This is a genomic window from Nocardia huaxiensis, from assembly GCF_013744875.1.
In the GTDB taxonomy this organism is placed as follows: Bacteria; Actinomycetota; Actinomycetes; order Mycobacteriales; family Mycobacteriaceae; genus Nocardia; species Nocardia huaxiensis.
Genome location: NZ_CP059399.1, coordinates 1,490,559 through 1,512,033, shown reverse-complemented (window position 1 = coordinate 1,512,033; position 21,475 = coordinate 1,490,559). Strand labels below are relative to the sequence as shown.

The window sequence follows — 21,475 nt, the reverse complement described above, 5'->3', positions numbered from 1 at the left end:
CGATGCGATCGTCAGGGCAGTCGGGCGGCGATGTCGTCGACGTCCCAGGCGGCATCGGTCTCGATGGTCTTCACGTCGTGCCAGCCCGCCAGCTCGGAGATGGCCCCGCCCTGCACCGCGAACACCTTGCCGGTGATCGGGCACTTCTCGGTGGCCAGATAGGCCACCAGCGGGGAGATGTTGGCCGGGCTGAAGGCGTCGAACCCGCCCTCTTCGACCGCGTCCGCCTCGGCCGCCATCATGGCGCCCATACCCGGCGTGGCCAGGGTGAGCCGGGTGCGGGCGATGGGCGCGATGGCGTTCACGCGCACGCCGTAGCGGGCCAGCTCGTCGGCCGCCACCAGGGTGAGGGCGGCGATACCGGCCTTGGCCGCACCGTAATTGGCCTGCCCGGCATTCGGGACCGTGGTGCCCGAGGCCGACGCCGTATTGATGACCGCCGCATTGGGCTGATTGCCCGCCTTGGACTGGTCCTTCCAATAGGCGGCGGCATGCCGCAGCACGGCAGCGTGCCCCTTGAGGTGCACGGCCACCACCGCGTCCCACTGCGCCTCGTCCATGCCGGCAATGAAGGCGTCGCGCAGGATGCCCGCATTGTTGACCACGATATCGAGCCGCCCGAACTCCGAGATCGCCTGATCGACAAGGTTCTTCGCACCCTGCCAGTCCGCGACATTGTCGGTGTTCGCGACCGCGCGCCCCCCTGCGGCGACGATCTCGTCCACGACCTCCTGCGCGGGCCCGACATCGGCGCCCTCACCGGAGTTGCTGCCGCCCAGATCGTTCACGACGACGGCCGCGCCCTCCCTCGCGAACAGCAGCGCGTGCTCCCGGCCGATTCCGCGGCCCGCGCCGGTGATGACGGCTACCCGTCCCGCCAGTGCACCCATGGTTTGCTCCTTTACAGGTCGAAAAGTATTGCGTCAGTCCGCGATCACGGCGAGGCCGTCGGTGAGGACGAGATCGTCGCCGCGGGCGGTCTCGAACATGTAGGTGGTGCAGCCGTTCTCGCTGCCCTGCTTCCAGATGCGGGTTTCCAGATCGTCATTCGGGAAGACCATCTTGGAGAAGCGCACCGCGAACCGCTTCAGCCGGTGCACATCCGAGCCGCCCACTTCGGCGAGGACACCCCACGAGGACATCGCCATGGTGCACAGGCCGTGCGCGATGATGCCGGGCAGGCCGGCATCCTTGGCGACCTGCTCGTCCAGGTGCAAGGGCACCGGGTCACCCGAAGCCGGGGCGTAGCGGAAGGTCTGGTCGGCGTCCACATGCGCGGAAGCCTTTGCCAGCGGCGGGTTTCCGGCCAGCGCCCGGTCGAAGCGGTGCGCGGGCGCGCCCTCGCCGACCTGCGGACCGGCGTTCACATTGCGGAAGAACGCGGTCAGGTACTGCTCGTTGACCAGTTCTCCGTCCTCGGCCCGGCATTCGATGAGAATGGTGATGGTCGAACCATTGTCCTTCCCCTCGTAGCCGATGGCCTTGGCGCGCGACACCAGCCTGTCGCCGGGCCGGATGGGGCGATGGAAGTGGAAGTCCTGCTCCCCGTGCACGACTCGGCCGAAGATATCCATCGGCACCACGTCGAGCACGGGCACCATCATGGCGTCGAACACCGGCACGATGGCGAACACCGGCGGCGCCACTTCACCTTTCAGGTGCGCCTCGATGGGATCGTTGGTGGCGGCGGCGTATTCGGCGAGCCGCTCCCGGGTGACTTCGAATCGCTCCTCGTCGCTCCAGACGCCGAGGCCGTTCCGGTCGAATTCGACCGCGCTGCCGGACATGTCGGGTGTCCCTTCGCCGTCAGGCGGCCGTGGCGAGGGTGTCGAGCGCGGCGAGAGTCTTGTCCAGCTGAGTGAGGCCATCCTTCTCCACCGCCTTGCCGAGCGCGCCCTTGATCAGCGCGCCCTCGAAATCACCGGATACGGAGAACTTGCTGCCGTCGCCCTCGGGGGTGATGTCGAAGGTGAACTGCACCTTCACACCCGCCATGCCGGTGCCGCTGAGCACCATGCGGCTGGGGGCTTCGACGCTCTCGACGACCCACTCCATCTTGTTGGCCATACCGAGCATGACGATCTTGGCAACCAGCTTGGAGCCCTGCGCGAGGGTGGCCGGGGGCTCTTCCATCCAGCGCTCGTGGATGGTGAACCACTTGTCCCAGGTCTGCGGGTCGGAGACGACCGCCCACAGGGCGTCGGGGGTGGCGGCGAGGTTCTTGCTGGCTTCGATGTGTCCCATGGTGAAACTCCTTTGGTTCCGGTGGATCTCAGCGCTCAGCGCGCTGGTAGGCGGTGACGACGGCGGCCCCGCCGAGGCCGATGTTGTGCTGGAGGGCGGCGGTGACGTTGTCGACCTGACGCTTGTCGGCCGTACCGCGCAGCTGCCAGGTGAGCTCACTGCACTGCGCCAAGCCCGTTGCGCCCAGCGGATGCCCCTTGGAGATCAGGCCGCCGGAGGGGTTCACGACCCACTTGCCGCCGTAGGTGGTCTGGTTCTCGTCGATGAGCTTGGCGGCCTCGCCCTCACCGCAGAGGCCCAGCGCCTCGTAGGTGAGCAGCTCGTTGGCCGAGAAGCAGTCGTGCAGCTCGATGACCTGGAAGTCCTCCGGGCCCAGCCCCGCCTGCTCGTAAACACTCTGCGCGGCTTTGACATTCATGTCGTAGCCGATGAGGTTCTTGGCGGTGCCGTCGAAGGTGGAGGCGAAGTCGGTGGTCATGGCCTGACCGACGATCTCCACGGCCTGCCCGGCCAGGTTGTGCTTGTCGACGAATGCCTCGCTGGCCAGAATGACCGCGCCGGAACCGTCGGAGGTCGGCGAGCACTGCAGCTTGGTCAGCGGGTCGTAGATCATGCGCGAGCCCAGGATGTCGTCGAGCGTGTACGCGTCCTGGAACTGCGAATACGGGTTGTTGACCGAGTGCTTGTGGTTCTTGTACCCGATCTTGGCGAAATGCTCGGCGGTGGTGCCGTAGAGCTTCATGTGCTCGCGGCCGGCCGCGCCGAACATCCACGGCGCCACCGGGAACAGCACCTCGGAGATCTCGGCGAGCGCGAGAATGTGCTTGCCCATGGGCTGTTCGCGATCGTCCCAGGTGGCCTCCAGCGAGCCGGGCTTCATCTTCTCGAAGCCCAGCGCCAGGGTGCAGTCCGCGAGCCCGCCCCGAATCGCCTGTGCCGCAAGGTAGAGCGCAGTGGATCCGGTGGAGCAGTTGTTGTTGACGTTCACCACCGGGATGCCGGTCATGCCCAGCTCGTAGACGGCGCGCTGGCCGGAGGTGGATTCGCCGTACACATAGCCGACGTACGCCTGTTGCACTGCGCGGTAGTCGATTCCGGCATCGGCGAGCGCCTTGGTCCCGGACTCCCGCGCCATGTCGGGGTAGTCCCAGTCGCTGCCGTCCTCGTTCTTGCGGCGGCCCGGCTTCTCGAACTTCGTCATGCCGACACCGACGACGTAGACCTTGTTCGCCATCGAACTCCTTACATCGATCGAATGCGCACAAACATACAGCGCTGTATGTAACCCGGCAAGAGAGTCTCCTTGATTCCGGCGGAATTTGGTCAAATCACCAGGCCGACGCCGCTGCCTTGCTACATACAGCCAGGCGTGCATGTACGCACATGCACCCGCCGAACGGGGCAGCATGCTCGCCGATAGCTGGACAGTGTGAGCTGCGTCACCGGTGAGCAGGCCGTAACTGCCACGTAATCGATCGGCAATTGCACGGGCACATCCGTATACGAAGTTCAAACGGTTGCTGTGAACGCTGTGAGGTTTGACGGGAGTTACACGTGGTCGAAGTCGATACCCGCTCGACTGATTCGGACGGAATAGCCGCCGCCAAAGAGACTTTGGAGGACTACACCCTCCGATTCGCCCCGCGTAGTTACCGGAAGTGGAGTCCGGCCGTGGTCGGCGTCTCCGCACTGGGAGGTATCGCGTACCTGGCCGACTTCGCCATCGGCGCGAATATCGGCATTGCGCACGGAACCGGAAACGCCCTGCTGGGGATTGGTATTTTCGCGATCGTGGTCATGCTGACGGGCTTCCCGCTGGCCTACTACGCGGCGCGCTACAACATCGATCTCGACCTGATCACGCGCGGCAGCGGATTCGGTTATTACGGGTCCATCGTGACGAATGTGGTATTCGCATCGTTCACGTTCATCTTCTTCGCGCTCGAGGGTTCCATCATGGCGCAGGGCCTGGAACTGGGCCTCGGAATCCCGCTGTGGCTGGGCTATCTCGCCTCCACGCTCATCATCTTCCCGCTGGTCATCTACGGCATGAACACCCTCGCCAAGTTGCAGGTGTGGACGACGCCGCTGTGGTTGCTGCTGATGGTGCTGCCGTTCGGATTCCTGGTGGTGCGCCACCCGGACTCGGTGGACGCGTTCTTCGCCTACGGCGGGGAAAACGGTGCGGGCGTGAGCCTTTCGGGCACACTGCTGGCCGCCGGCGTGTGCCTGTCGCTCATCGCGCAGATCGCCGAGCAGATCGACTACCTGCGCTTCATGCCGCCCAAGACGCCGGAGAACAAGCGCCGCTGGTGGGGCTGGATGCTCATGGCCGGACCGGGCTGGGTGCTGTTCGGCGCGGCCAAGCAGGTCGTGGGCCTGTTCCTGGCGGTGTACCTGATCGCGAATCTGCCTGCGGCGCAGGGCATCGCGAACCAGCCGGTGCACCAGTTCCTGGAGATCTACAAGGACATGGTGCCGGGCTGGCTGGCCATGACACTGGCGGTCGTGCTGGTGGTCATCTCGCAGATCAAGATCAACGTCACCAATGCCTACTCGGGCTCGCTGGCGTGGACCAACTCCTACACCCGGGTCACCAAGACCTACCCGGGACGGCTGATCTTCCTGGCCGTGAACCTGGTGATCGCCCTGGTTCTCATGGAAGCCAATATGTTCGACTTCCTGAACAATATCCTCGGCTTCTACGCCAACTGCGGCATCGCCTGGATCGTCACCGTCGCAACGGATATCGCGGTCAACAAGTACCTGCTGAAGATCTCGCCCAAGGTGCCCGAATTCCGGCGCGGCATGCTCTACGACTTCAACCCGGTCGGCCTGGTCGGCTTCGGGCTGTCGGCGGTGCTGTCGATCATGACCTTCTTCGGGCTGTTCGGTGAACTGCTGAAACCGTACTCACCCATTGTGGCCGTGGTGGTTTCGTTCGTCGCCACGCCGCTGACCGCCGTACTCACCAAGGGCAAGTACTACCTGCGGCGGACCGACGACGGCATCGAACTGCCGCTGTTCGACGAGCACGGCAATCCCTCCGGCGAGACGCTGCCCTGCGTGGTCACCGGGATGGAGTTCGAGCGGCCCGACATGATCGCCTCCGCGGTGCCGGGACCGGAGGGTGAGATCCAGTACATCAGCTCACTGGCGCTGTCCACCGACAAGGCGGGCATTCACCTACTGCCGCAACAGAAGTAGCGGTCAATCGGAGATGCGGAGGTCGCCCAGCTTGGCCTGGGCGACCTCACGCAATTGTGCCGAGGCCCGCGACCAGCGCCGGTGGGCGCGTTCGGGATCCGGATAGATGAAGTTGGACACCAGGATTCCGCGCAGCACGTCCATGGCGGTGTACAGGAAATCGCGAGCGTCCTTGCGGTGCACCTCATCCGGAACGAAACGCACCAGCGCCATCAGCAGGGCGTTGTTCACGAACGGCTCGACCTTCTGCATCTCGGCGGCCAGCACCGGATCGGTGCGCCCGGCGATCCACAGCTCCGCCACCGCGATGAACAGCGGGCCCTGGTGCAGCTCCCAGAGGTAGTCGAGCACCACGCCGACCGGATCGTCCTCGGCCTTCACCTTGACCTTGCCCATCTCCGCGATGGCCGCCTCGGTGCGGCGCTGCGCCAGATGGTTGATGGCCGCCACCACCAGATCGGTCTTGGATCCGAAATGATGCACCTGCGCGCCCCGGGTGACGCCCGCACGCTCGGCCACCCGCGGCGTGGTGGTGCCGGTGTAGCCGTATTCGACCAGGCAGTCGATGGTCGCGTCGAGCAGCCGAACCCGCATTTCGCTGCTGCGCTGCTCCTGGGTGCGGCGCTGCGGCTTGGAGACTTCGGACCTGGTCATGCCGCGGATTCTACACTTACATGCAGATCTGCATGTAAGCAGTATCCCCCCAGGGGCTCCGCCCCCGGACCCCCGGTATCGGGGGCGCTGCCCCCGGGCTCTGCTTTTCCCAGGGGCTCCGCCCCCGGACCCCCGGTATCGGGGGCGCTGCCCCCGGCCCCCGTTACGGGGCGGGGGTTTTTGCAGGGGCTCCGCCTCCGATCTGCCGGAAACTCCGTCGAGAGACTACATTCGAAGGAGGACGATTCCACGGCCCGAGGCGGCAATCATGTCGGTGATCGTGATGACCGGCGGCACTTCAGGATTCGGCGCGACAGCGGCGGAACGCATGCGGAGCTCGGACGGGGTGCGGCTCATGCTGGGAGCCCGCGGCGCGGCCTCCGGCCCGCAGGACACACCCGACGGCGAATCGGTTCCGCTGGATCTGGCCAGTCTGGACTCGGTGCGCGGGTTCGCGGCGACGGTCACGACCCTGCTCGGCGAGACCCCGATCGACGCCCTGGTCCTCAACGCCGGCCTCATCCGGCCCACCGCCACCGACCGCACGGTCGACGGTTTCGAAACCACCTTCGCCGTCAACCATCTCGCGCATTACCTGCTGGCCCGCCTGCTGTTGCCGAGCCTGGCCGATCAGGCGATCGTCGTGCTCACCACCAGCGGCACCCACGACCCCGCCACCGGTTCGAGCCTGGCCACGCCCCGGCACGCGGACGCGCAGTTGCTGGCGTACCCGGACCAGGATCCGGAGGTCGACTCGCGAGCGCGCAAGGCGGGTGAACACGCCTACACGGCCTCGAAACTGTGTGCCGTGCTCACCGCGCGGTCGCTGTCCGAGCCGTACAACACGCATCCGCGGCTGCTCACCGCCATCGCCTTCTGCCCGGGGCAGGTGTTCGGTACGGGCCTGGCGCGCAACCTCTCCCGCCCGCTGCGCACCGTCTGGTCACTGCTCGGCACCCCACTCGGCCGCCCGGTGCGCGCGGTGAACCGCAACTTCAACACTCGCGCCGAAGCCGGAAACACCCTGGCCGACTTGGCCCTCGGCCGCATCTCGCCGCCCGACCGGCACCTCTACGCGACGCTGCGGCGCGGGAAACTCTCCTGGCCGGATCTGGCCGAGATGGCACAGAAAGAGGAACTCGCCCAAGCCCTCTGGACCGACAGCGCCAAACTGGTCGGCCTACCAGACTGAACAGCGTGTTCCCCACAAACCCTCGGCGTGCCGCCTAGTTCTCGAGTGCCGCCATGTGTTCCCATGTGCCGCAAATGTGCCGATCCGTGACAAGAGAGGGAACATTCAGCGTGGGTGCGGGAACGTCGAACTCCGATCGCAGCAGCGAAGCCATAGTCGCCGACACCGAACAGGACGCGGCCGAACTCCTCACCAAAATCGGCCGCTACTACCAGGCCATGTACAACCTCGGCGACATCCGCTCACCCGGCCCCGAGCTACGCGCGGCCTGCGCCAAACTGCTGACCGTCGCAGACTGGCTCGACACCGCCCGCGACGAGCAGCTCCAGGAACAGGCCGCGCCCCCGCCGGACTCCACCCCTCGCCAGCCCGCCTCACTGCCACAGGCCGTCGCCGACCTCCTGGCCGAAAACCCCGGCCAAACCTGGACCCCCTCCGGCGTGGCCGCCGCCCTCCAGGAACGCGGCCTCGCCGTCGGCGCCGGTTACCGCCACCACGTCAAGGTGGCCCTCGGCCGCATGGCCCAGCGCAACGACAGCAACATCCACAAACTCGACCGCGGCAAATACCTCTACTCCCCCGCCGGTGAAACCACCATGCGGTAGCCGGACTCCCCTCGCCCCCACCACCTTCCGCGTCGGCTGCGAAGCAGACAACATAGAGTACGAGCTCGAATATGGGTTATCTGGTGCTCGACAGGGTGGGGAATGACAACCGAAGCAACGGCGGCGGAGCCGAGCGACGAAACGGTGACCGACGAGCCGGCGCCGATTCGACGCAAGCGGTGGTGGCCATGGGCCGTGCTGTCGACGGCGGCCCTGACAGGTGTGGCGTCGGTCGCGGTCTGGATGGCGGTCCACAGTTCTCCTGAAGCGACCGGACGCACGAAACTCCAGGCAGCGCAACTGGCTCTGATCAATGCGACCGGAGTGCACTACATCGGGCGATTCCCGGCGGCCAACGACGAGAACCTCTCCTTCGACCTGCGGGTGACGAATGTCGGCGACATGTCGGGGACGATCGAATTCGAGCCGGGTAAACCCCTGTCATATCTGCGAATTGGCGACATGGCCTTTCTTCAGGGCAGTGCGGACGCCTGGATCGCCGGTGGACTCAACGAAACCGATGCGGCCAACGCCGAGGGAAAGCAGCTACTCCAGTCGTCGAAACTCAGGGGCATCGATTTCGCAGCTTCCCTGACGCCCGCGAAACTCGGTTCCCTCCTGGACCCCAACGCGAAAGACAACACACCAGTCGAAACCGGCGCACCGATCACTGTCGACGGCCACAGGTCCATCCCACTCGTCAGCGGCGAGATGACGACCTACGTGAATGCGGGACGCGTCGACCGAATTGTCCACCCGTACCTGGATGTACAGGTCTGGCAAATGAGTTCGGAGGAGGTGACGCAGTTCTATCGCGATCTCCGGCCGACGGTCACCGCACTCGATGTCGCCCGGGACAGCGGAAGCTGGGTGAGCTCCGACGGCACCTGGAGCAACCCCTGCGCACCGACCTGCACGCTCACCTCCACGGTGACCAGCACGGCGAATCCCTTCGCGGAGACCGTTCCGGGAGCCCCGTCCCCTGCCGACACCATCGCGCTGTCCTATCGGACAGTCCTCACGATCGACGGAGTCGTCACGACTCCACCGGACTGCTCCGGAGTCACGGAAATGCCCCGCATCGGGACCACCACCTTGTCCTGCACCTTCCTCAGAAGCGCGGGCTCCGAATTCAGCGCGACCCTCAGCACCGAAGCGGTGATCGGCAGAACCCGAGCGGACATTCTGCTGCAGACCCTCGACGACAACGCCACGAAGAGCCGGAACAAATCCGGCTGCCCGATCATCCTCGTCGAGTACAAGGTGACCAGAAGCAAATCAAGCTGCTGACGCCCGGGGACGCACCCGCTCAATGGGATTCGGAGCGCCGGGCCAGGCCCACGGTCACCGTGAACAACAGGACGCCGAGGACGGCGAGGCCGGTGCCGACAGCGGCGGGTGCGGTGTAGCCCAGGCCCGCGGCGATGACGAGGCCGCCGAGCCAGGCGCCTGCCGCGTTCGCCATGTTCAGCGCGGCGTGATTGAGAGCGGCGGCGAGGGTTTGGGCGTCGTGGGCGACATCCATGAGGCGGGTCTGGAGCGCGGGGGCCAGGGCCGCACCGGACGCACCCACGAGGAACGCGCCGAGGGCGGCGGTGAAGGGGTTGTGGGCCATGGCGATGAAGGCGGCCAGGATGACGACCATGGCCAGCATGGCGGCGAAGATGGCGCGGTCGACGCCGCGGTCGGCGAGGATGCCGCCGATGATGTTGCCCGCGACCATGCCGAGTCCGAAGAGGGACAACACGATCGGGACCAGGCACAAGCGCATGCCGGCCACGTCGGTGAGGGTGGTGGTGATGTAGGTGTAGACGGCGAACATGCCGCCGAAGCCGATCGCGCCGACCAGCAGGGTCAGCAGGACCTGTGAACGGCGCAGCGCACCCAGTTCGGTGCGGGGGTCGGTGAGGCGAATCCCGGTGAGCTCCGGGACGAATCGGGCGATGGCGGCGACCGTGGCCAATCCGATGACGGCGACCACCACGTACGCGTCCCGCCAGCCGAGGTGCTGGCCCAGCCAGGTGGCGGCGGGAACGCCGACAACGTTGGCGGCGCTCAAGCCCAGCATAACCGCAGCTACCGCCTTGGCTCGTTGCCCTACCGGCGCGAGCGTTGCCGCCGCCAGGGACGCGACACCGAAGTACGCGCCGTGCGGGAGGCCGGCGAGGAACCGGGCGGCCACCAGGGTGGCGTACGAGGGCGCGAACACCGTGGCGGCGTTACCCACGGTGAACGCCACCATCAGAGCGATCAGCAGGCGCTTGCGCGGGACCCGGGCGCACAGTGCGGCAATCACCGGCGCGCCCACGACCACGCCGAGCGCGTAGGCCGAAACAGCGTGCCCGGCAGTGGGTTCCGAAATGCCGAGACTGCGGGAAATCTCCGGCAGCAAACCCATGGTGACGAACTCTGTGGTCCCGATCCCGAAGCCGCCCAGCGCGAGCGCGAGCATCGCGGGCACGTGCCAGTCCCGGCGCTCTTCGACGGGTGCGTCGGAGGGTGTCGTGGAGAGCGCAGAACTGGAAAGGGAATCGGCCACAAACCAGCGCAACATGTCAGCCAACTGTCAGTACACCCCTGAGCAGGGTGAATTCGCTCACGACTGGTCGGATCGGCCGCTCACGGCGCGGTGGTCGTGACAGATGACACGGCATTCGCTTGGAGCGCAGGGGGCGGGTACTCGGGGCCTACGTGATGTTCACCCCCCCGATCGGGAAACTGCCGCGCAATGTACCGGCCGGATCGTACGACTTCTTGATCGCGCGCAGCCGCTCCAGAACGGCGGGTTCGAAAGCCGCAGAAGCGGATTCACCCACATCCAGATACGTGTACGGCTTGCGGCCGGACAGGTACGGGCGCACCGCCGCGAGCACGGCCTGCTGACGGGCCTCGACCACCGCACCCATCTCACGCGTGAGCACCGGGCCGAGCAGGGACAGCAGGTACGGCTCGGTGATGGCGCCCGCACTGCCCGCATCGGCAGCGGGACGGGTGAGCGCCCCGCCCAGGTGGCGGACCTGCATCATGGCCAGCGGTGCGGGGGTGCCGCCGGGGATGGCCGCCGCCAGCAGGGCTTCGCTGACCGCCGGGGAGAACTCGGTGAGGAGTTCGCCGCGGGCACGGGAGGGGGTCGGGGTGGTGGGTTCCATACAGATGCCACCCAGTTGCGCGGCGTCCAGTTCGCGGCGGGTGTCCAGGAGACGGCCCGGGATTTCGTCGAACCAGCGCAGCGGGGAGGTGACGCCGTCGGCCGAGACACAGTCGACGACCACCATGGACTGTCCGCGCAGGAATTCCGGCAGCTGCGGGAACGGCGGGAACTGCACGACCGCCAGCCACAGACTCAGGCTTTCCGGGGCTTCGACCGTGGCGCGGCGGAAGGCCGCGACCACCGCTTCGGCCTTCGTGGCGGGCCACAGCATGCGGCCGCCGTAGAGCCGATTCGCTTCGAACAGGTCGAATTCCAAGGCGGTGACCACGGCGAAATCGCCACCGCCGCCGCCGCGCAGCGCCCAGAACAGGTCCGGTTCGGCATCGGCGGTGACCCGCACCTGCCGGCCGTCCGCGGTGACGGCTTCCAGTGCGCGCACCGAATTCGCGGCGAGACCCTGGCTGCGCGAGAACCAGCCGACGCCGCCGCCGAGGGTGTACCCGGCCACGCCGACCACATCGGAACTGCCTACGGCTCCGGCCAATCCGTGCTTCGCGGCTGCTTCCAGCACGACCGCCCACGGCGCACCCGCGCCGACGACCGCGCGCTTGGCCTGCGCATCGACCCGGACTCCGTCCAGCCCACGGGTTTTCAGCAGAATCGTGTCGTTCGCCGCGGCCGATGCGCCGTGCCCGGTGGCCTGCGTGCTCACCGCCAGACCCGCCTGCGCCGCATACTGCACGACCGCCGCCACATCGGCGGCGTCGGCGACCTCCACCACCGCCGAAACTCTTTGATCCACAGCGCGATTCCAGGCGAGTCGCAGATGATCGAAGCCTTCCTCCCCCGGCCCGACCGCCCGCCCGCGCACCACACGCCGCAGGTCCTTACCGATACCCATCTCATCTCCTCGTGCACCGCCCCCGCGCCGATCGCATCGGCGGACTCTGCGGCAACGCTATTACGGTCGGCACACACGCGGCATGCCGGGCAAGCCATGAGAGCACGCCACCTGGTAATCCGGCGGCGGCACACCGCGCGTTAACGCCGAACCGACGACTCGGCAACCCGCCCGCCGACGGCGATCCGGACAGCGGCGCGCCCCGACCGGGGACACTCGGCGGATGGGTTCACCGGTGGCAGCCCCGGCAAAACAGTTCGGGCACCCGCCCACTCACCATTCGGTGAGGGCAGGTGCCCGGAATGTGTCCGGCGGGCGATGGTTCCGGCCGGGACTGTGGTCCCGGCCGCCATCGTTCGCCGCGGCGCGCTGTTCACGTGCGGTCAGCGCTGCGCTCGCTGCCGAGCCGTGTGCTCGGGCGGCAGAGCTGTGGGCGTCCTAACGCCCTGTCCCCCTGGGGATTTCTAGCGGATCTCGCGCGCCAGGTTGGCGTCCAGCACGCCGAGGAACTCCTCGGTGGTCAGGTAGCCCTGGTCGCCGCCCACGAGCAGGGCGAGGTCCTTGGTCATCTGGCCGGACTCGACCGTCTTGATGACGACGTCCTCGAGGGTCTGCGCGAAGCCGATGACCTCGGGGGTGTTGTCCAGCTTGCCGCGGTGGGCCAGGCCACGGGTCCACGCGAAGATCGAGGCGATCGGGTTGGTGGAGGTGGGCTTGCCCTGCTGGTGCTGACGGTAGTGACGCGTCACGGTGCCGTGCGCGGCCTCCGCCTCACAGGTGCGGCCGTCCGGGGTGAGCAGCACGGAGGTCATCAGACCCAGCGAGCCGAAGCCCTGCGCCACGGTGTCGGACTGCACGTCGCCGTCGTAGTTCTTGCACGCCCAGACGTAGCCGCCCTCCCACTTGAGCGCGGAAGCGACCATGTCGTCGATCAGACGGTGCTCGTAGGTGAGACCGGCAGCGTCGAACTCCTGCTTGAACTCGGTCTCGTAGATCTCCTGGAACGTGTCCTTGAACATGCCATCGTAGGCCTTGAGGATGGTGTTCTTGGTGGACATGTAGACCGGGTAGTTCTGCTGCAGGCCGTAGTTCAGCGAGGCGCGCGCGAAGTCCCGGATCGAATCCTGGAAGTTGTACATACCCATGACGACGCCGCCGTCCTCGGGCATCTTCACCACTTCCTGGACGATCGGCTCGGAGCCGTCCTCCGGGGTGAAGGTGAGGGTGACGGTACCGGCCTGATGCACCTTGAAATCGGTGGCGCGGTACTGGTCGCCGAACGCGTGCCGGCCGATGATGATCGGCTTGGTCCAACCCGGAACCAGACGCGGAACGTTCGAGATGATGATCGGCGCGCGGAAGATGGTGCCGCCCAGAATATTGCGGATGGTGCCGTTCGGCGACCGCCACATCTTCTTGAGGTCGAACTCCTCGACACGGGCCTCGTCCGGGGTGATCGTCGCGCACTTCACGCCCACGCCGTGCTTCTTGATGGCGTTGGCGGCGTCGATCGTGACCTGGTCGTCGGTCTTGTCGCGGTATTCGATGCCGAGGTCGTAGTACTCGAGGTTCACGTCGAGATACGGGATGATCAGCTTGTCCTTGATGAACTGCCAGATAATCCGGGTCATCTCGTCGCCGTCGAGTTCGACGACGGTGCCTTCAACCTTGATCTTGGACATGGATCTTCGTGTCCTCCTAGGAAGGTGGTGCTCCCATTGCACGGCCGGTGAGCACCGCTTGTAGCGGACCCCAGCTGTTCAACAGACAACGTATACGCATGGCGCGCGGCACGGGGCCTGTGGTGCCAGGTCCACGTACGCTGTGGCGTCAAGCAAGACAAGCGTACTGCTGCTATCAACCTCACCGCGCGGGCAGCCCCCGCTGTGCGGGACCTGCGCTCGGTTACCCGCAAGTAGGGTGCAAGTGATCTACGGCACGGTCGAAACCATGCCTACCACGACATCCGAGCCGAACCTGCTGGGCATGCGGCTCGCCCACCGGGCCATGATCGCCGACGCCGCCCGCTTCGCCACCCTCACCCGCGACATCGCCGGCGGCAAGACGGACTGCCCGGCCTCACGTGCGGAGGCCATCAGCGTCTACCTGCATCTGCTGTGTGACTCCATCCACCATCATCACAGCATCGAGGACGAGGTGCTGTGGCCACTGCTGCGAACGGCCGCCGACGGCGCGGTCGACCTCCGCGAACTCGAGGACGACCACGCCCAGCTCGACCCGCTGCTGGAAGAGATCCGCCGCGACGCGCAAGCCTTCACACGTGCGGCCCACGGCTCCGCGGACCGGCTCGCCGACCGGTTGCGGCAACTCGACGCCCTGCTCACCGAACACATCGCCGACGAGGAGAACACGGTCTTCCCCGTCATCACCCGATATCTCACCGCCGAGCAGTGGAACAGGGTCGAAGCCGCCGCCCGCGACGGCGCGAAGATGAGCTTCGAACTGCCGCGCATGTTCGGCATGTGCACTCCCGAGGAATGGGCGAGCGCCACCGCCGAGGGCGGAATCATGCTGAGACTCATGCTCCGCGTGTTCAGGCGCGGCTACCGGCGACGTGAACGAGCCATCGCGGGTACGCCGCGCTGACTTACGGGTTCCGCCCACATGGCGTGCCACCGCCGGCGGGTGGTGGCGCGAATCCGGTCTACGCCCGCATCACCTCCCCGCCCAGGGATTTCACACCGGAAGTCCTGGATCGATGAGGGCGTAGACCGGACCTCGCTCAGCCGTCGAGTTCGTCGAGCTGCAACCGGATTCGCCGCTCGACCTCCGCCGCTCGGGCGCGATGGTCCGCCACGGCCGTGAAATCGCCCAGGGCTTGGGCCAATTCGGCCAGGATCGTGTCCATCGGACCGTAGACCACCGAACCGGTGTCGAGGCCCGCCATCGTGCCCGACCTGGGGAGCATGTCCCGGTAGCAGTCGGCGATGGCATGCGGTTCGCCGAGATGGATCGCGGCCCGCGCGCGGAACACCGTCATGACGGACCAGTAGTGATCGCGCTTGAGCGGTCCCGCGGCGCGGAACACCTTCCGGGCGCGCTCGGGTTCGCCGGCGTGCAGCAGGGACAGCGCGTAGGGGTACGGCATGACATCGGCCGCCTCCGCGTGAATGGCCGCCATGGGCTCCACCAGGCCGGACAGGTCGCCGCGCGCCCAGTTCAAGGCCATGCCGGCCGCGACCATCAACTCCGCGCCATTGGCCGTCCCGGAGGCCACCATCTCGGCGCTGCACCGGGTGTAGATCCGCTCCGCTTCCGCGAGCTCACCGCGCAGCAAGGCCAGTACCGCGGAATACGCCGACAACACCACCAGCATTTGCCGCAGCTGCCCACCGGACGCACACTCCAGCCCGCGCTCGACCGCCGCCCGCGCACCCACCAGATCATTTGCGCCACAGGCGATCAAACAGCTCATGAAGTGGGCGACCGCCTGGAACTCGACGAGCCCCGACTCGGTGGACACCGTGAGCAGCTCGGCGGTCAACGGCTCGCGCTCCTCCCAGAGATCCGGACCGAGCGCCAGGAACGCGCGCGCATTCAGTGCGGCACAAAGCAATTCAGGATCATCCAGGGTCCGCGACAGCGCAATGGCCTCCGCGGAGGCCGCGAAGGCCAGCGGATCATCGTCGCCCTCCACCTCGAAAACCGTTGCCACCAGCAACCGCACCCGCGTCGCAGCAGGCAGCGGACGCGCCAGCGCCGCCCCGAGCGCCTCGACGATCCGAGTGTCGGTCAGCCGCTTGTCCCGCGTGCCCCAGATGAGCGGCGCACGCCAGCTGGCCAAGGCGAACGCGACGGGATCCGGCTCAGCACATCCGGTTTCGGCGTCGACAAGCGGTGGCATGTCCGCCGCGAGTGTCTCCGCCAGGTCCAGCGCGAATTGCCGCTGGGTGCGGGCGGCGGTGTCGTTGCCGCTGTAGGCGAGACCGGCCACCAGCGCGCAGCGGGTCTCCAGCACCGCGAGGCGATGCCGGCGCTCGGCGGTCGACCGGTCGTGACCGGCCAGCAGGTGCAGGTCGAGCGCGGCGGACCAGAGGGCGCGAGCATCCGGGTGGGCGCGCCGCTCCACACAGTGCCGCGCCGCGGCGGTCACATGGACGAGAGCCTGTTCGGCGGTCGCGGGCGTCGCCCCCGCAATGGCGTGATGGGCCAGCGCATCCAGCTCCGGCTGCGGCGAACGCGCGGCCACACCCAGCGCCGCCCAGTGCATGCGCCCACGTCGCAGGGCGGGAATGCCGTCGTAGACGGTGTCACGAGTCAGCGCATGCCAGAAGTGGATTCGCCCGCCGTGCCCGAGCCGCAGCAGCCCCGCCACCACAGCCGTATCCACCAGATCGACCAGCGTCTCCTCGGATTCACCGGCCAGCTCCACCAACTCGTCGAATCCCACCTCCCCGCCCCACACCGCGATGAACCGCAGCAGCCGCGCCGCCTCCGCAGGCAGCCGGGCGATCCTGCGCTGCAACACATCCCGCACTCCGGCAGGCACTGCCAGCAGATCCCCTTCCGCCGCAGCCAGTTTCGCCAGCTCCCGCACGAACATCGGATTCCCACCCGTGCGATCCCGCACCAAAACCGCTGTCGCCTCATCGATTCCGGCCAACCCCACAGCCACCATCACGTCCCGGACAGCCTCCACATCGAGCCCACCCAACTCCCACCGCCCAGCGGTCACCGCCGCCAGCGCCGCCGAGGTGGCCCGCAACTCCTCCCCAGCCTCCGACCCCCGCAATGTCACCACGAACAACACCGGCGCCCCCGCCGACCACGCCACCACCTGCCGCAAAATCTGCAACGTGGCGCTGTCCGCCCGATGCGCGTCCTCCAGCACCACCACCACCGGCCCCGCCACCCCTCGCTCACCACACCCGTCCGCCACCGCCCGAGCCAACCCGAACGGCGTCGCATCTACCCCCGAAACCCCCACAGTCTCAATGCCTTCCACACCACTGGCCGCCTCGCTTCGCGCAACCCCGTGGCTCGCCACAAGCCCGGCAGCCCGGCTTCCCACGGCCCCGGCAGCTCCGGCACCCGCCAACTCGCCGCACAGCTCGATCCACGCCCAGGCCGCAGGCGCACCATCCACCTCCGGACAGTGCCCCGTCACCACAACCCACCCCTCCGCCTGGAGCAGCCTCGCGACATCGCTTACCAGCGTGGTCTTTCCGGCCCCGGCCTCCCCTTCCACCCACACCACCCGGCTCCGCCCCGCCCGAGCCTCCCCCGCCGCCGCGAGCAACCCGGCCCGCTCCGCCACATATCCGGCACCGACCTCGTCCGCAAGCGGTGCCGGTGACGTCGACTCCCGCGACAAGTTTCGGACGGCACCGCGGACGTAGGAGGAGACCGATCCCGGTGCGGGGTCCGTCGGGCCCGGGGTGGCGGTTCCGGCGCCACCCGAACTGTCGACTGTTTCGTACGGGCGGGCGGTGGGTGGGGTGTAGTCCAATTCCGGTGCGTGGGCGAGGATCGCGGATTCCAGGGCGCGCAGGGGTGGGCTGGGGTCTACGCCGTATTCGGTGTTGAGGTGGGTGCGGACTTTGCGGAGGGTTTCCAGGGCTGCCAGTTGGCGGCCTTGGCGGTAGCGGGCCAGGGCCAGGAGGCGGACGGCTTCCTCGCGTTCGGGGTGGGTGTCGGCCAGGCGGTGCAGGAGGGTGGCGGCTTCGTCGGGGCGGCCGAGATCCAGGGCGGCCGCGGCCTGGTGTTCCAGTGCGGTCCAGCGCAGATCGGTGAGGCGGTCGGATTCCGCGGCCGCCCAGGGCGCATCGGCGTAGGGGGTGTACGCGGCACCCTGCCAGAGGGCGAGGGCCGCGCCGAGGTCGCGGTGGCGGGTTCGCGGGTCGGATTCGGCGGCGGCCTGTGCCAGCAGGTGTTCGAAGTGCCACACGTCCACGGCGGTCACGGGGAGGTGGAGGGTGTAGCCGGGCGTGCGGGAGACGAGGACGCGGGCGGGGGCTCGGGGCGGGCGGTCCGGTTCCAGGGCGCGGCGCAGGTAGGAGATGTGAGCCTGGAGAGCGGCGGTGGCCTTGGGGGGCGGTTCGCCCTGCCAGAGGTCGTCGATGAGGCGGTCGGCGGAGACCACTTCACCGGCGGCCACGACCAGGCGCGCCAGCACCGCGCCCTGCATGGGGCCGCGCAGCGGCGCGGGGTCGCCATTGACGCGCACCCGCAGCGCACCGAGGACTTCGATCGACACCACGGGTGGTACATCGCGAAAAACGGTGGCGTCGCTAACGATCCGGGGGCGGAGATCGTCCAGCGTGCGTCCCCCCTCAGGCGACCGTCGTCGCGCCCCGGCCGACTCTGGTGCCACGCCACCCCGCCACGCCCAGCACCGCGCCGACCACAATGGTGCCGGGAATGATCCAGATGCCTTCCGCCCCGGGCAATCCCGGCGCCGCACCCATGGCGATCACGGCGGCCAGCATCAGCACGCCCCCGAGCCTGCCCAGCAGCACGTGCGGGCGGGCGATCGACACGACAGCCAGCAGGATCAGACCGATCAGCAGGGACGCGGCCAGCGTGTTCACCAGCGGCGCGGCCGCCGCTTCGATCTCGTGCTGCTCGTGATGCCCGAGCTGCCGGGCGACGAACATCTCGTGGTAGGCCCCCACCGGCACGGTCACCGCGAAACCCAGGAACAGCATGGCCTTCGCCCAGACGAGCGCCTTTGCCGCCCAACCGGTTCCGGTTGTGTCGAGGAGCGCGGCGAATACGGCGGGCAGCCCTGCCGCGATCAGCACCGACCCGATGGAGAAGGTCAGGTGGGCGGCGATCCAGGTCGCCGCCTGTTCGGCTTGCTCCGAATGTCGCAGCGGGTGCAGGGCATTGCCGATCGACCAGAGCACGCCACCGGCCACGAGCAGGTAGCCGCGTTGCACTCGATCGCGGAGGAGAGACGGAATCGGCGGTGTCGCAGTCGTTGTCACCGGACCACGATGGGCGCGGCCCATTGCCCCGGACTTGCCGTTCACTTGCGGACACGCGGACGCCCGCGCACCGGTGACGGTGCGCGGGCAGGGCGGACGATCAGACGCCCACGTGCACAGGACCTTCCAGCAGATTGGCCGGCTTGTCGCGAATCATGAAGGCGATGATGGGAATCGCGAGCAGGAAGAACCCCGCACCGATGTAGAAGGACACGTCGTAACTGTGGATGGCGGCGCGAGCCATGAGGTTGTCCATGCCCGCGTTGTCGGTGGCGAAACGTTCCGCGACCTGCACCGAGATGGTCGTGAGCAGAGCCGTGCCGATGGAGCCGCCGACCTGCTGGGCGGCATTCAGCAGGGCGCTGGCCACGCCGGAGTCCTCGTCGTCGACCTGGTGCAGCGCGGTGGTCTGCATGGCCACGAAGATCGCGCCCATGCCGAGTGCGATGAGCACCATGGCGGGCAGCACGCTCACCCCGTAGGTGTCACCGAACTCGAGTTGTGCCAGGTAGAGCAGCCCCGCCATGCCCAGGACCGCACCGGTGAGCATGATCGGCCGCGGACCGATCCTGGGCAGCAGCGCACTGGTGACACCGGCCGCGATCACGATGCCGATCGGGAAGGGCAGGAACGCGACTCCCGCTTTCAGCGCCGAATATCCGAGCGTGGCCTGCAGGTAGTAGGTCAGGTTCAGGAACATGGCGAACATGGCGATCGGCGTCAGCAAGGCCACCAGGAACGACCCGCCTCGATTGATCTCACCCGGAATACGCAGCGGCAGTAGCGGATTCGAGGACCGGCTCTCGATCACCACGAAGGCGATCAACAGCGCGGCGCCGGCGATGAGCAGGGCCAGCGTGCTGCCCGCACCCCAGCCGGCCTCCGCCGCCCGGCTGAATCCGTAGACGACGGATACCAATCCGAGCGTGGCGGTGATCGCCCCGGGCAGGTCGTAGCCGCCGGTGCGCGGCGCGGGCACATCCTTGATGACGACGGCCAGCGCACCCACGAAGGCCAGCAGCGCGACGGGCGTGTTCACCAGCAGGCACCAGCGCCAGTCGGCGTATTCGGTGAGCGCGCCGCCCGCGATGAGCCCGATGGCCGCGCCGCCCGCGGACACGCCCGCGAAGACGCCGAACGCCTTGGCGCGTTCCTTGGCCTCGGTGAACGTCACCGACACCAGCGACAGCGCCGCCGGAGCCAGCAGCGCACCGAACGCGCCCTGCAGTCCGCGCCCGGCGAACAATTGCCCGGCGTTCTGCGCGAGCCCGGCCAGCGCGGAGGCCGCGGCGAAGCCGATCAGCCCGATCAGGAAGATGCGGCGGCGTCCGAGGTAGTCGGCGAGCCGTCCGCCGAGCAGCAGCAGGCCGCCGAAGATCAGCGTGTAGGCGGTCAGCACCCACTGCTTGTCGCCTTCGCTGATCTTCAGATCGGCCTGGGCGTAGGGCAGCGAGATCGTGACGATGGTGGCGTCCAGCACCACCATCAGCTGCGCCAGAGCGATCACCCCCAGCGCCCACCATCGCTTGGAAGTGCTTGTGTCGGTAGGTATTTCGTCGGGTGTGCGCGTCACCGTCCCGGATGTCATGCCGTCTCCTCAGGATGCCTGGAACAACCCGACCATCGTGGCATCACCCGACAAATGGCGTCAAGAGAAAAATGTCCGACTGCGACAGTTGTCGGATGGCGTCGTGAAATACCCGCTGGTCGATACACTGTGGCCATGCCCGAGTCGACGCACGCCGATCTGCTGGAACGCCCCAGGCCGGGGCTGCGCGAACGCAAGAAGCAGCAGACCCGCGCGCGCATCATCGATGTGGCGCTGGAGCTCTGCGACGCCCACGGCTTCGACGCCACCACCGTCGAGCAGATCGCCGACGCCGCCGATGTCTCGCCCCGCACGATCAATCGCTACTTCGCGAGCAAGGAAGACATCGTCATCGCCCCCATCGCAGAATGGGGCACCGCGCTTGCCGACCACTTGCGCGCCGAACCCGTCACCGGGAATGAACTCCAGGCGCTGATGAACGCCTTCCTCGCCGTCATCGACGGCGTCATCGAACGCGACGAACCGCTGCCGTTCCGCTGGTTCCAGCAAATGCAGCGCATCATTCGCGGCAGCGCCGCCGTGCGCGCGTACAGCCTCGACGCCGCCGAGCACAAGACCGAACAGGTCACCGCGGCCGTGGCCGAACGCCTGGGCGCGGCCGTCGACTCGCTGCCCGTGCGCCTGGTGGTCAGCACCTGGCACACCATCATGCGAGTCGGCACGGAATGCGAGGACCAGACCCCGGAATGCCTCACCACCTCGGCGCGCGGCATGGCCGACGCCGTGGTCGACGCCTACCACGAATTCGTGCGGACCTGCGCCGCGCCCAGTGTGTCCGGCCCCACTTCGGAATCCGGGCCTTCCGCCCGTTAGAATCTCGCAACAGGTCAAGAGCATCAGCGTCAAGCCCCGGCTAGCTGATCGGCAACCCTCCAGCTGCGGTGGGGTGCTCCGGGTGAGGACCGGGCGCTCGAGGGCCGAGCGCAAGCGCACCGTAGGAGGTCACCGAAATGTGTTGTTGT

Annotated in this window: 17 protein-coding genes and 1 riboswitch; of the genes, 6 read left to right on the top strand and 11 right to left on the bottom strand. The window is 67.7% G+C overall.

The window, feature by feature from the left end; genetic code table 11:
- Positions 1 to 11 precede the first annotated feature (11 nt).
- Genes H0264_RS06730 through H0264_RS06715 form a run of 4 tightly spaced genes read right to left on the bottom strand, consistent with a single transcriptional unit; the run spans position 12 to position 3,478 of the window.
- The gene (locus tag H0264_RS06730; RefSeq protein WP_181583161.1) at positions 12 to 890 is read right to left on the bottom strand and encodes an SDR family oxidoreductase; all 879 of its coding nucleotides are present in this window, start codon (positions 888 to 890) and stop codon (positions 12 to 14) included.
- 33 nt (positions 891 to 923) lie between these two features.
- On the bottom strand, positions 924 to 1,787 hold the full coding sequence (locus tag H0264_RS06725) for a MaoC/PaaZ C-terminal domain-containing protein (protein ID WP_181583160.1): 864 nt from the start codon (positions 1,785 to 1,787) through the stop codon (positions 924 to 926).
- Positions 1,788 to 1,806: 19 nt separating this feature from the next.
- Complete coding sequence (locus tag H0264_RS06720) at positions 1,807 to 2,244, bottom strand: type II toxin-antitoxin system Rv0910 family toxin (protein ID WP_181583159.1); 438 nt, start codon at positions 2,242 to 2,244, stop codon at positions 1,807 to 1,809.
- Between the two features lie 28 nt (positions 2,245 to 2,272).
- Positions 2,273 to 3,478 carry a lipid-transfer protein gene (locus H0264_RS06715; protein WP_181583158.1) on the bottom strand — a complete coding sequence of 402 codons (1,206 nt, stop codon included), beginning with the start codon at positions 3,476 to 3,478 and terminating at the stop codon, positions 2,273 to 2,275.
- Positions 3,479 to 3,798: 320 nt separating this feature from the next.
- On the opposite strand from H0264_RS06715, the gene H0264_RS06710 reads away from it, so the two are divergent.
- A complete protein-coding gene (locus H0264_RS06710; RefSeq protein WP_181583157.1) occupies positions 3,799 to 5,451 on the top strand; it encodes a purine-cytosine permease family protein in 1,653 nt (550 codons plus the stop codon).
- Between the two features lie 3 nt (positions 5,452 to 5,454).
- Here the strand turns inward: H0264_RS06710 and H0264_RS06705 are convergent, their stop codons facing one another.
- Complete coding sequence (locus H0264_RS06705) at positions 5,455 to 6,105, bottom strand: TetR/AcrR family transcriptional regulator (RefSeq protein WP_181583156.1); 651 nt, start codon at positions 6,103 to 6,105, stop codon at positions 5,455 to 5,457.
- 268 nt (positions 6,106 to 6,373) lie between these two features.
- Between H0264_RS06705 and H0264_RS06700 the strand changes: the two genes are divergently transcribed.
- The 3 genes from H0264_RS06700 (at position 6,374) to H0264_RS06690 (ending at position 9,192) form a co-directional block, all read left to right on the top strand.
- Complete coding sequence (locus H0264_RS06700; protein ID WP_181583155.1) at positions 6,374 to 7,297, top strand: SDR family NAD(P)-dependent oxidoreductase; 924 nt, start codon at positions 6,374 to 6,376, stop codon at positions 7,295 to 7,297.
- 110 nt (positions 7,298 to 7,407) lie between these two features.
- A complete protein-coding gene (locus H0264_RS06695; RefSeq protein WP_181583154.1) occupies positions 7,408 to 7,902 on the top strand; it encodes a hypothetical protein in 495 nt (164 codons plus the stop codon).
- 102 nt (positions 7,903 to 8,004) lie between these two features.
- Entirely contained in the window at positions 8,005 to 9,192 is a 1,188-nt protein-coding gene (locus tag H0264_RS06690; protein ID WP_181583153.1) for a hypothetical protein, read from the top strand.
- A 19-nt stretch (positions 9,193 to 9,211) separates the two neighbouring features.
- Here H0264_RS06690 and H0264_RS06685 read toward each other — a convergent pair whose 3' ends face one another.
- The 3 genes from H0264_RS06685 to H0264_RS06675 form a co-directional block, all read right to left on the bottom strand.
- Complete coding sequence (locus H0264_RS06685) at positions 9,212 to 10,456, bottom strand: MFS transporter (protein WP_420832041.1); 1,245 nt, start codon at positions 10,454 to 10,456, stop codon at positions 9,212 to 9,214.
- A gap of 133 nt (positions 10,457 to 10,589) precedes the next feature.
- Entirely contained in the window at positions 10,590 to 11,954 is a 1,365-nt protein-coding gene (locus H0264_RS06680) for an FAD-binding oxidoreductase (protein WP_181583152.1), read from the bottom strand.
- 464 nt (positions 11,955 to 12,418) lie between these two features.
- A complete protein-coding gene (locus tag H0264_RS06675) occupies positions 12,419 to 13,636 on the bottom strand; it encodes an NADP-dependent isocitrate dehydrogenase (RefSeq protein ID WP_181583151.1) in 1,218 nt (405 codons plus the stop codon).
- 268 nt (positions 13,637 to 13,904) lie between these two features.
- Here H0264_RS06675 and H0264_RS06670 point away from each other — a divergent pair, with 268 nt between their 5' ends.
- Entirely contained in the window at positions 13,905 to 14,561 is a 657-nt protein-coding gene (locus H0264_RS06670; protein ID WP_181583150.1) for a hemerythrin domain-containing protein, read from the top strand.
- 136 nt (positions 14,562 to 14,697) lie between these two features.
- On the opposite strand, the gene H0264_RS38970 is transcribed toward H0264_RS06670, so the two are convergent.
- The 3 genes from H0264_RS38970 to H0264_RS06655 all read right to left on the bottom strand — a co-directional run bounded on the left by H0264_RS38970 (position 14,698) and on the right by H0264_RS06655 (position 20,492).
- Positions 14,698 to 18,174, bottom strand: coding sequence for an ATP-binding protein (locus H0264_RS38970; RefSeq protein ID WP_181583149.1), 3,477 nt, complete (start codon positions 18,172 to 18,174; stop codon positions 14,698 to 14,700).
- A 73-nt stretch (positions 18,175 to 18,247) separates the two neighbouring features.
- A complete protein-coding gene (locus H0264_RS06660; RefSeq protein ID WP_181583148.1) occupies positions 18,248 to 18,904 on the bottom strand; it encodes a hypothetical protein in 657 nt (218 codons plus the stop codon).
- A 100-nt stretch (positions 18,905 to 19,004) separates the two neighbouring features.
- A complete protein-coding gene (locus H0264_RS06655) occupies positions 19,005 to 20,492 on the bottom strand; it encodes an MFS transporter (protein WP_181583147.1) in 1,488 nt (495 codons plus the stop codon).
- Positions 20,493 to 20,627: 135 nt separating this feature from the next.
- On the opposite strand from H0264_RS06655, the gene H0264_RS06650 reads away from it, so the two are divergent.
- Positions 20,628 to 21,326 carry a TetR/AcrR family transcriptional regulator gene (locus H0264_RS06650; RefSeq protein WP_181583146.1) on the top strand — a complete coding sequence of 233 codons (699 nt, stop codon included), beginning with the start codon at positions 20,628 to 20,630 and terminating at the stop codon, positions 21,324 to 21,326.
- Between the two features lie 12 nt (positions 21,327 to 21,338).
- Positions 21,339 to 21,449: riboswitch (SAM riboswitch) on the top strand.
- The last annotated feature ends 26 nt before the right edge of the window (positions 21,450 to 21,475 follow it).

Excerpts from the sequence above, each read along its gene's own strand:
- H0264_RS06685 (WP_420832041.1), bottom strand. The coding sequence starts at position 10,456 with ATGTTGCGCTGGTTTGTGGCCGATTCCCTTTCCAGTTCTGCGCTCTCC.
- H0264_RS06675 (WP_181583151.1), bottom strand. The coding sequence starts at position 13,636 with ATGTCCAAGATCAAGGTTGAAGGCACCGTCGTCGAACTCGACGGCGAC.
- H0264_RS06680 (WP_181583152.1), bottom strand. The coding sequence starts at position 11,954 with ATGGGTATCGGTAAGGACCTGCGGCGTGTGGTGCGCGGGCGGGCGGTC.
- H0264_RS06705 (WP_181583156.1), bottom strand. The coding sequence starts at position 6,105 with ATGACCAGGTCCGAAGTCTCCAAGCCGCAGCGCCGCACCCAGGAGCAG.
- H0264_RS06720 (WP_181583159.1), bottom strand. The coding sequence starts at position 2,244 with ATGGGACACATCGAAGCCAGCAAGAACCTCGCCGCCACCCCCGACGCC.
- H0264_RS06650 (WP_181583146.1), top strand. The coding sequence starts at position 20,628 with ATGCCCGAGTCGACGCACGCCGATCTGCTGGAACGCCCCAGGCCGGGG.
- H0264_RS06730 (WP_181583161.1), bottom strand. The coding sequence starts at position 890 with ATGGGTGCACTGGCGGGACGGGTAGCCGTCATCACCGGCGCGGGCCGC.
- H0264_RS06670 (WP_181583150.1), top strand. The coding sequence starts at position 13,905 with ATGCCTACCACGACATCCGAGCCGAACCTGCTGGGCATGCGGCTCGCC.
- H0264_RS06700 (WP_181583155.1), top strand. The coding sequence starts at position 6,374 with ATGTCGGTGATCGTGATGACCGGCGGCACTTCAGGATTCGGCGCGACA.
- H0264_RS06715 (WP_181583158.1), bottom strand. The coding sequence starts at position 3,478 with ATGGCGAACAAGGTCTACGTCGTCGGTGTCGGCATGACGAAGTTCGAG.
- H0264_RS06725 (WP_181583160.1), bottom strand. The coding sequence starts at position 1,787 with ATGTCCGGCAGCGCGGTCGAATTCGACCGGAACGGCCTCGGCGTCTGG.
- H0264_RS06655 (WP_181583147.1), bottom strand. The coding sequence starts at position 20,492 with ATGACATCCGGGACGGTGACGCGCACACCCGACGAAATACCTACCGAC.
- H0264_RS06690 (WP_181583153.1), top strand. The coding sequence starts at position 8,005 with ATGACAACCGAAGCAACGGCGGCGGAGCCGAGCGACGAAACGGTGACC.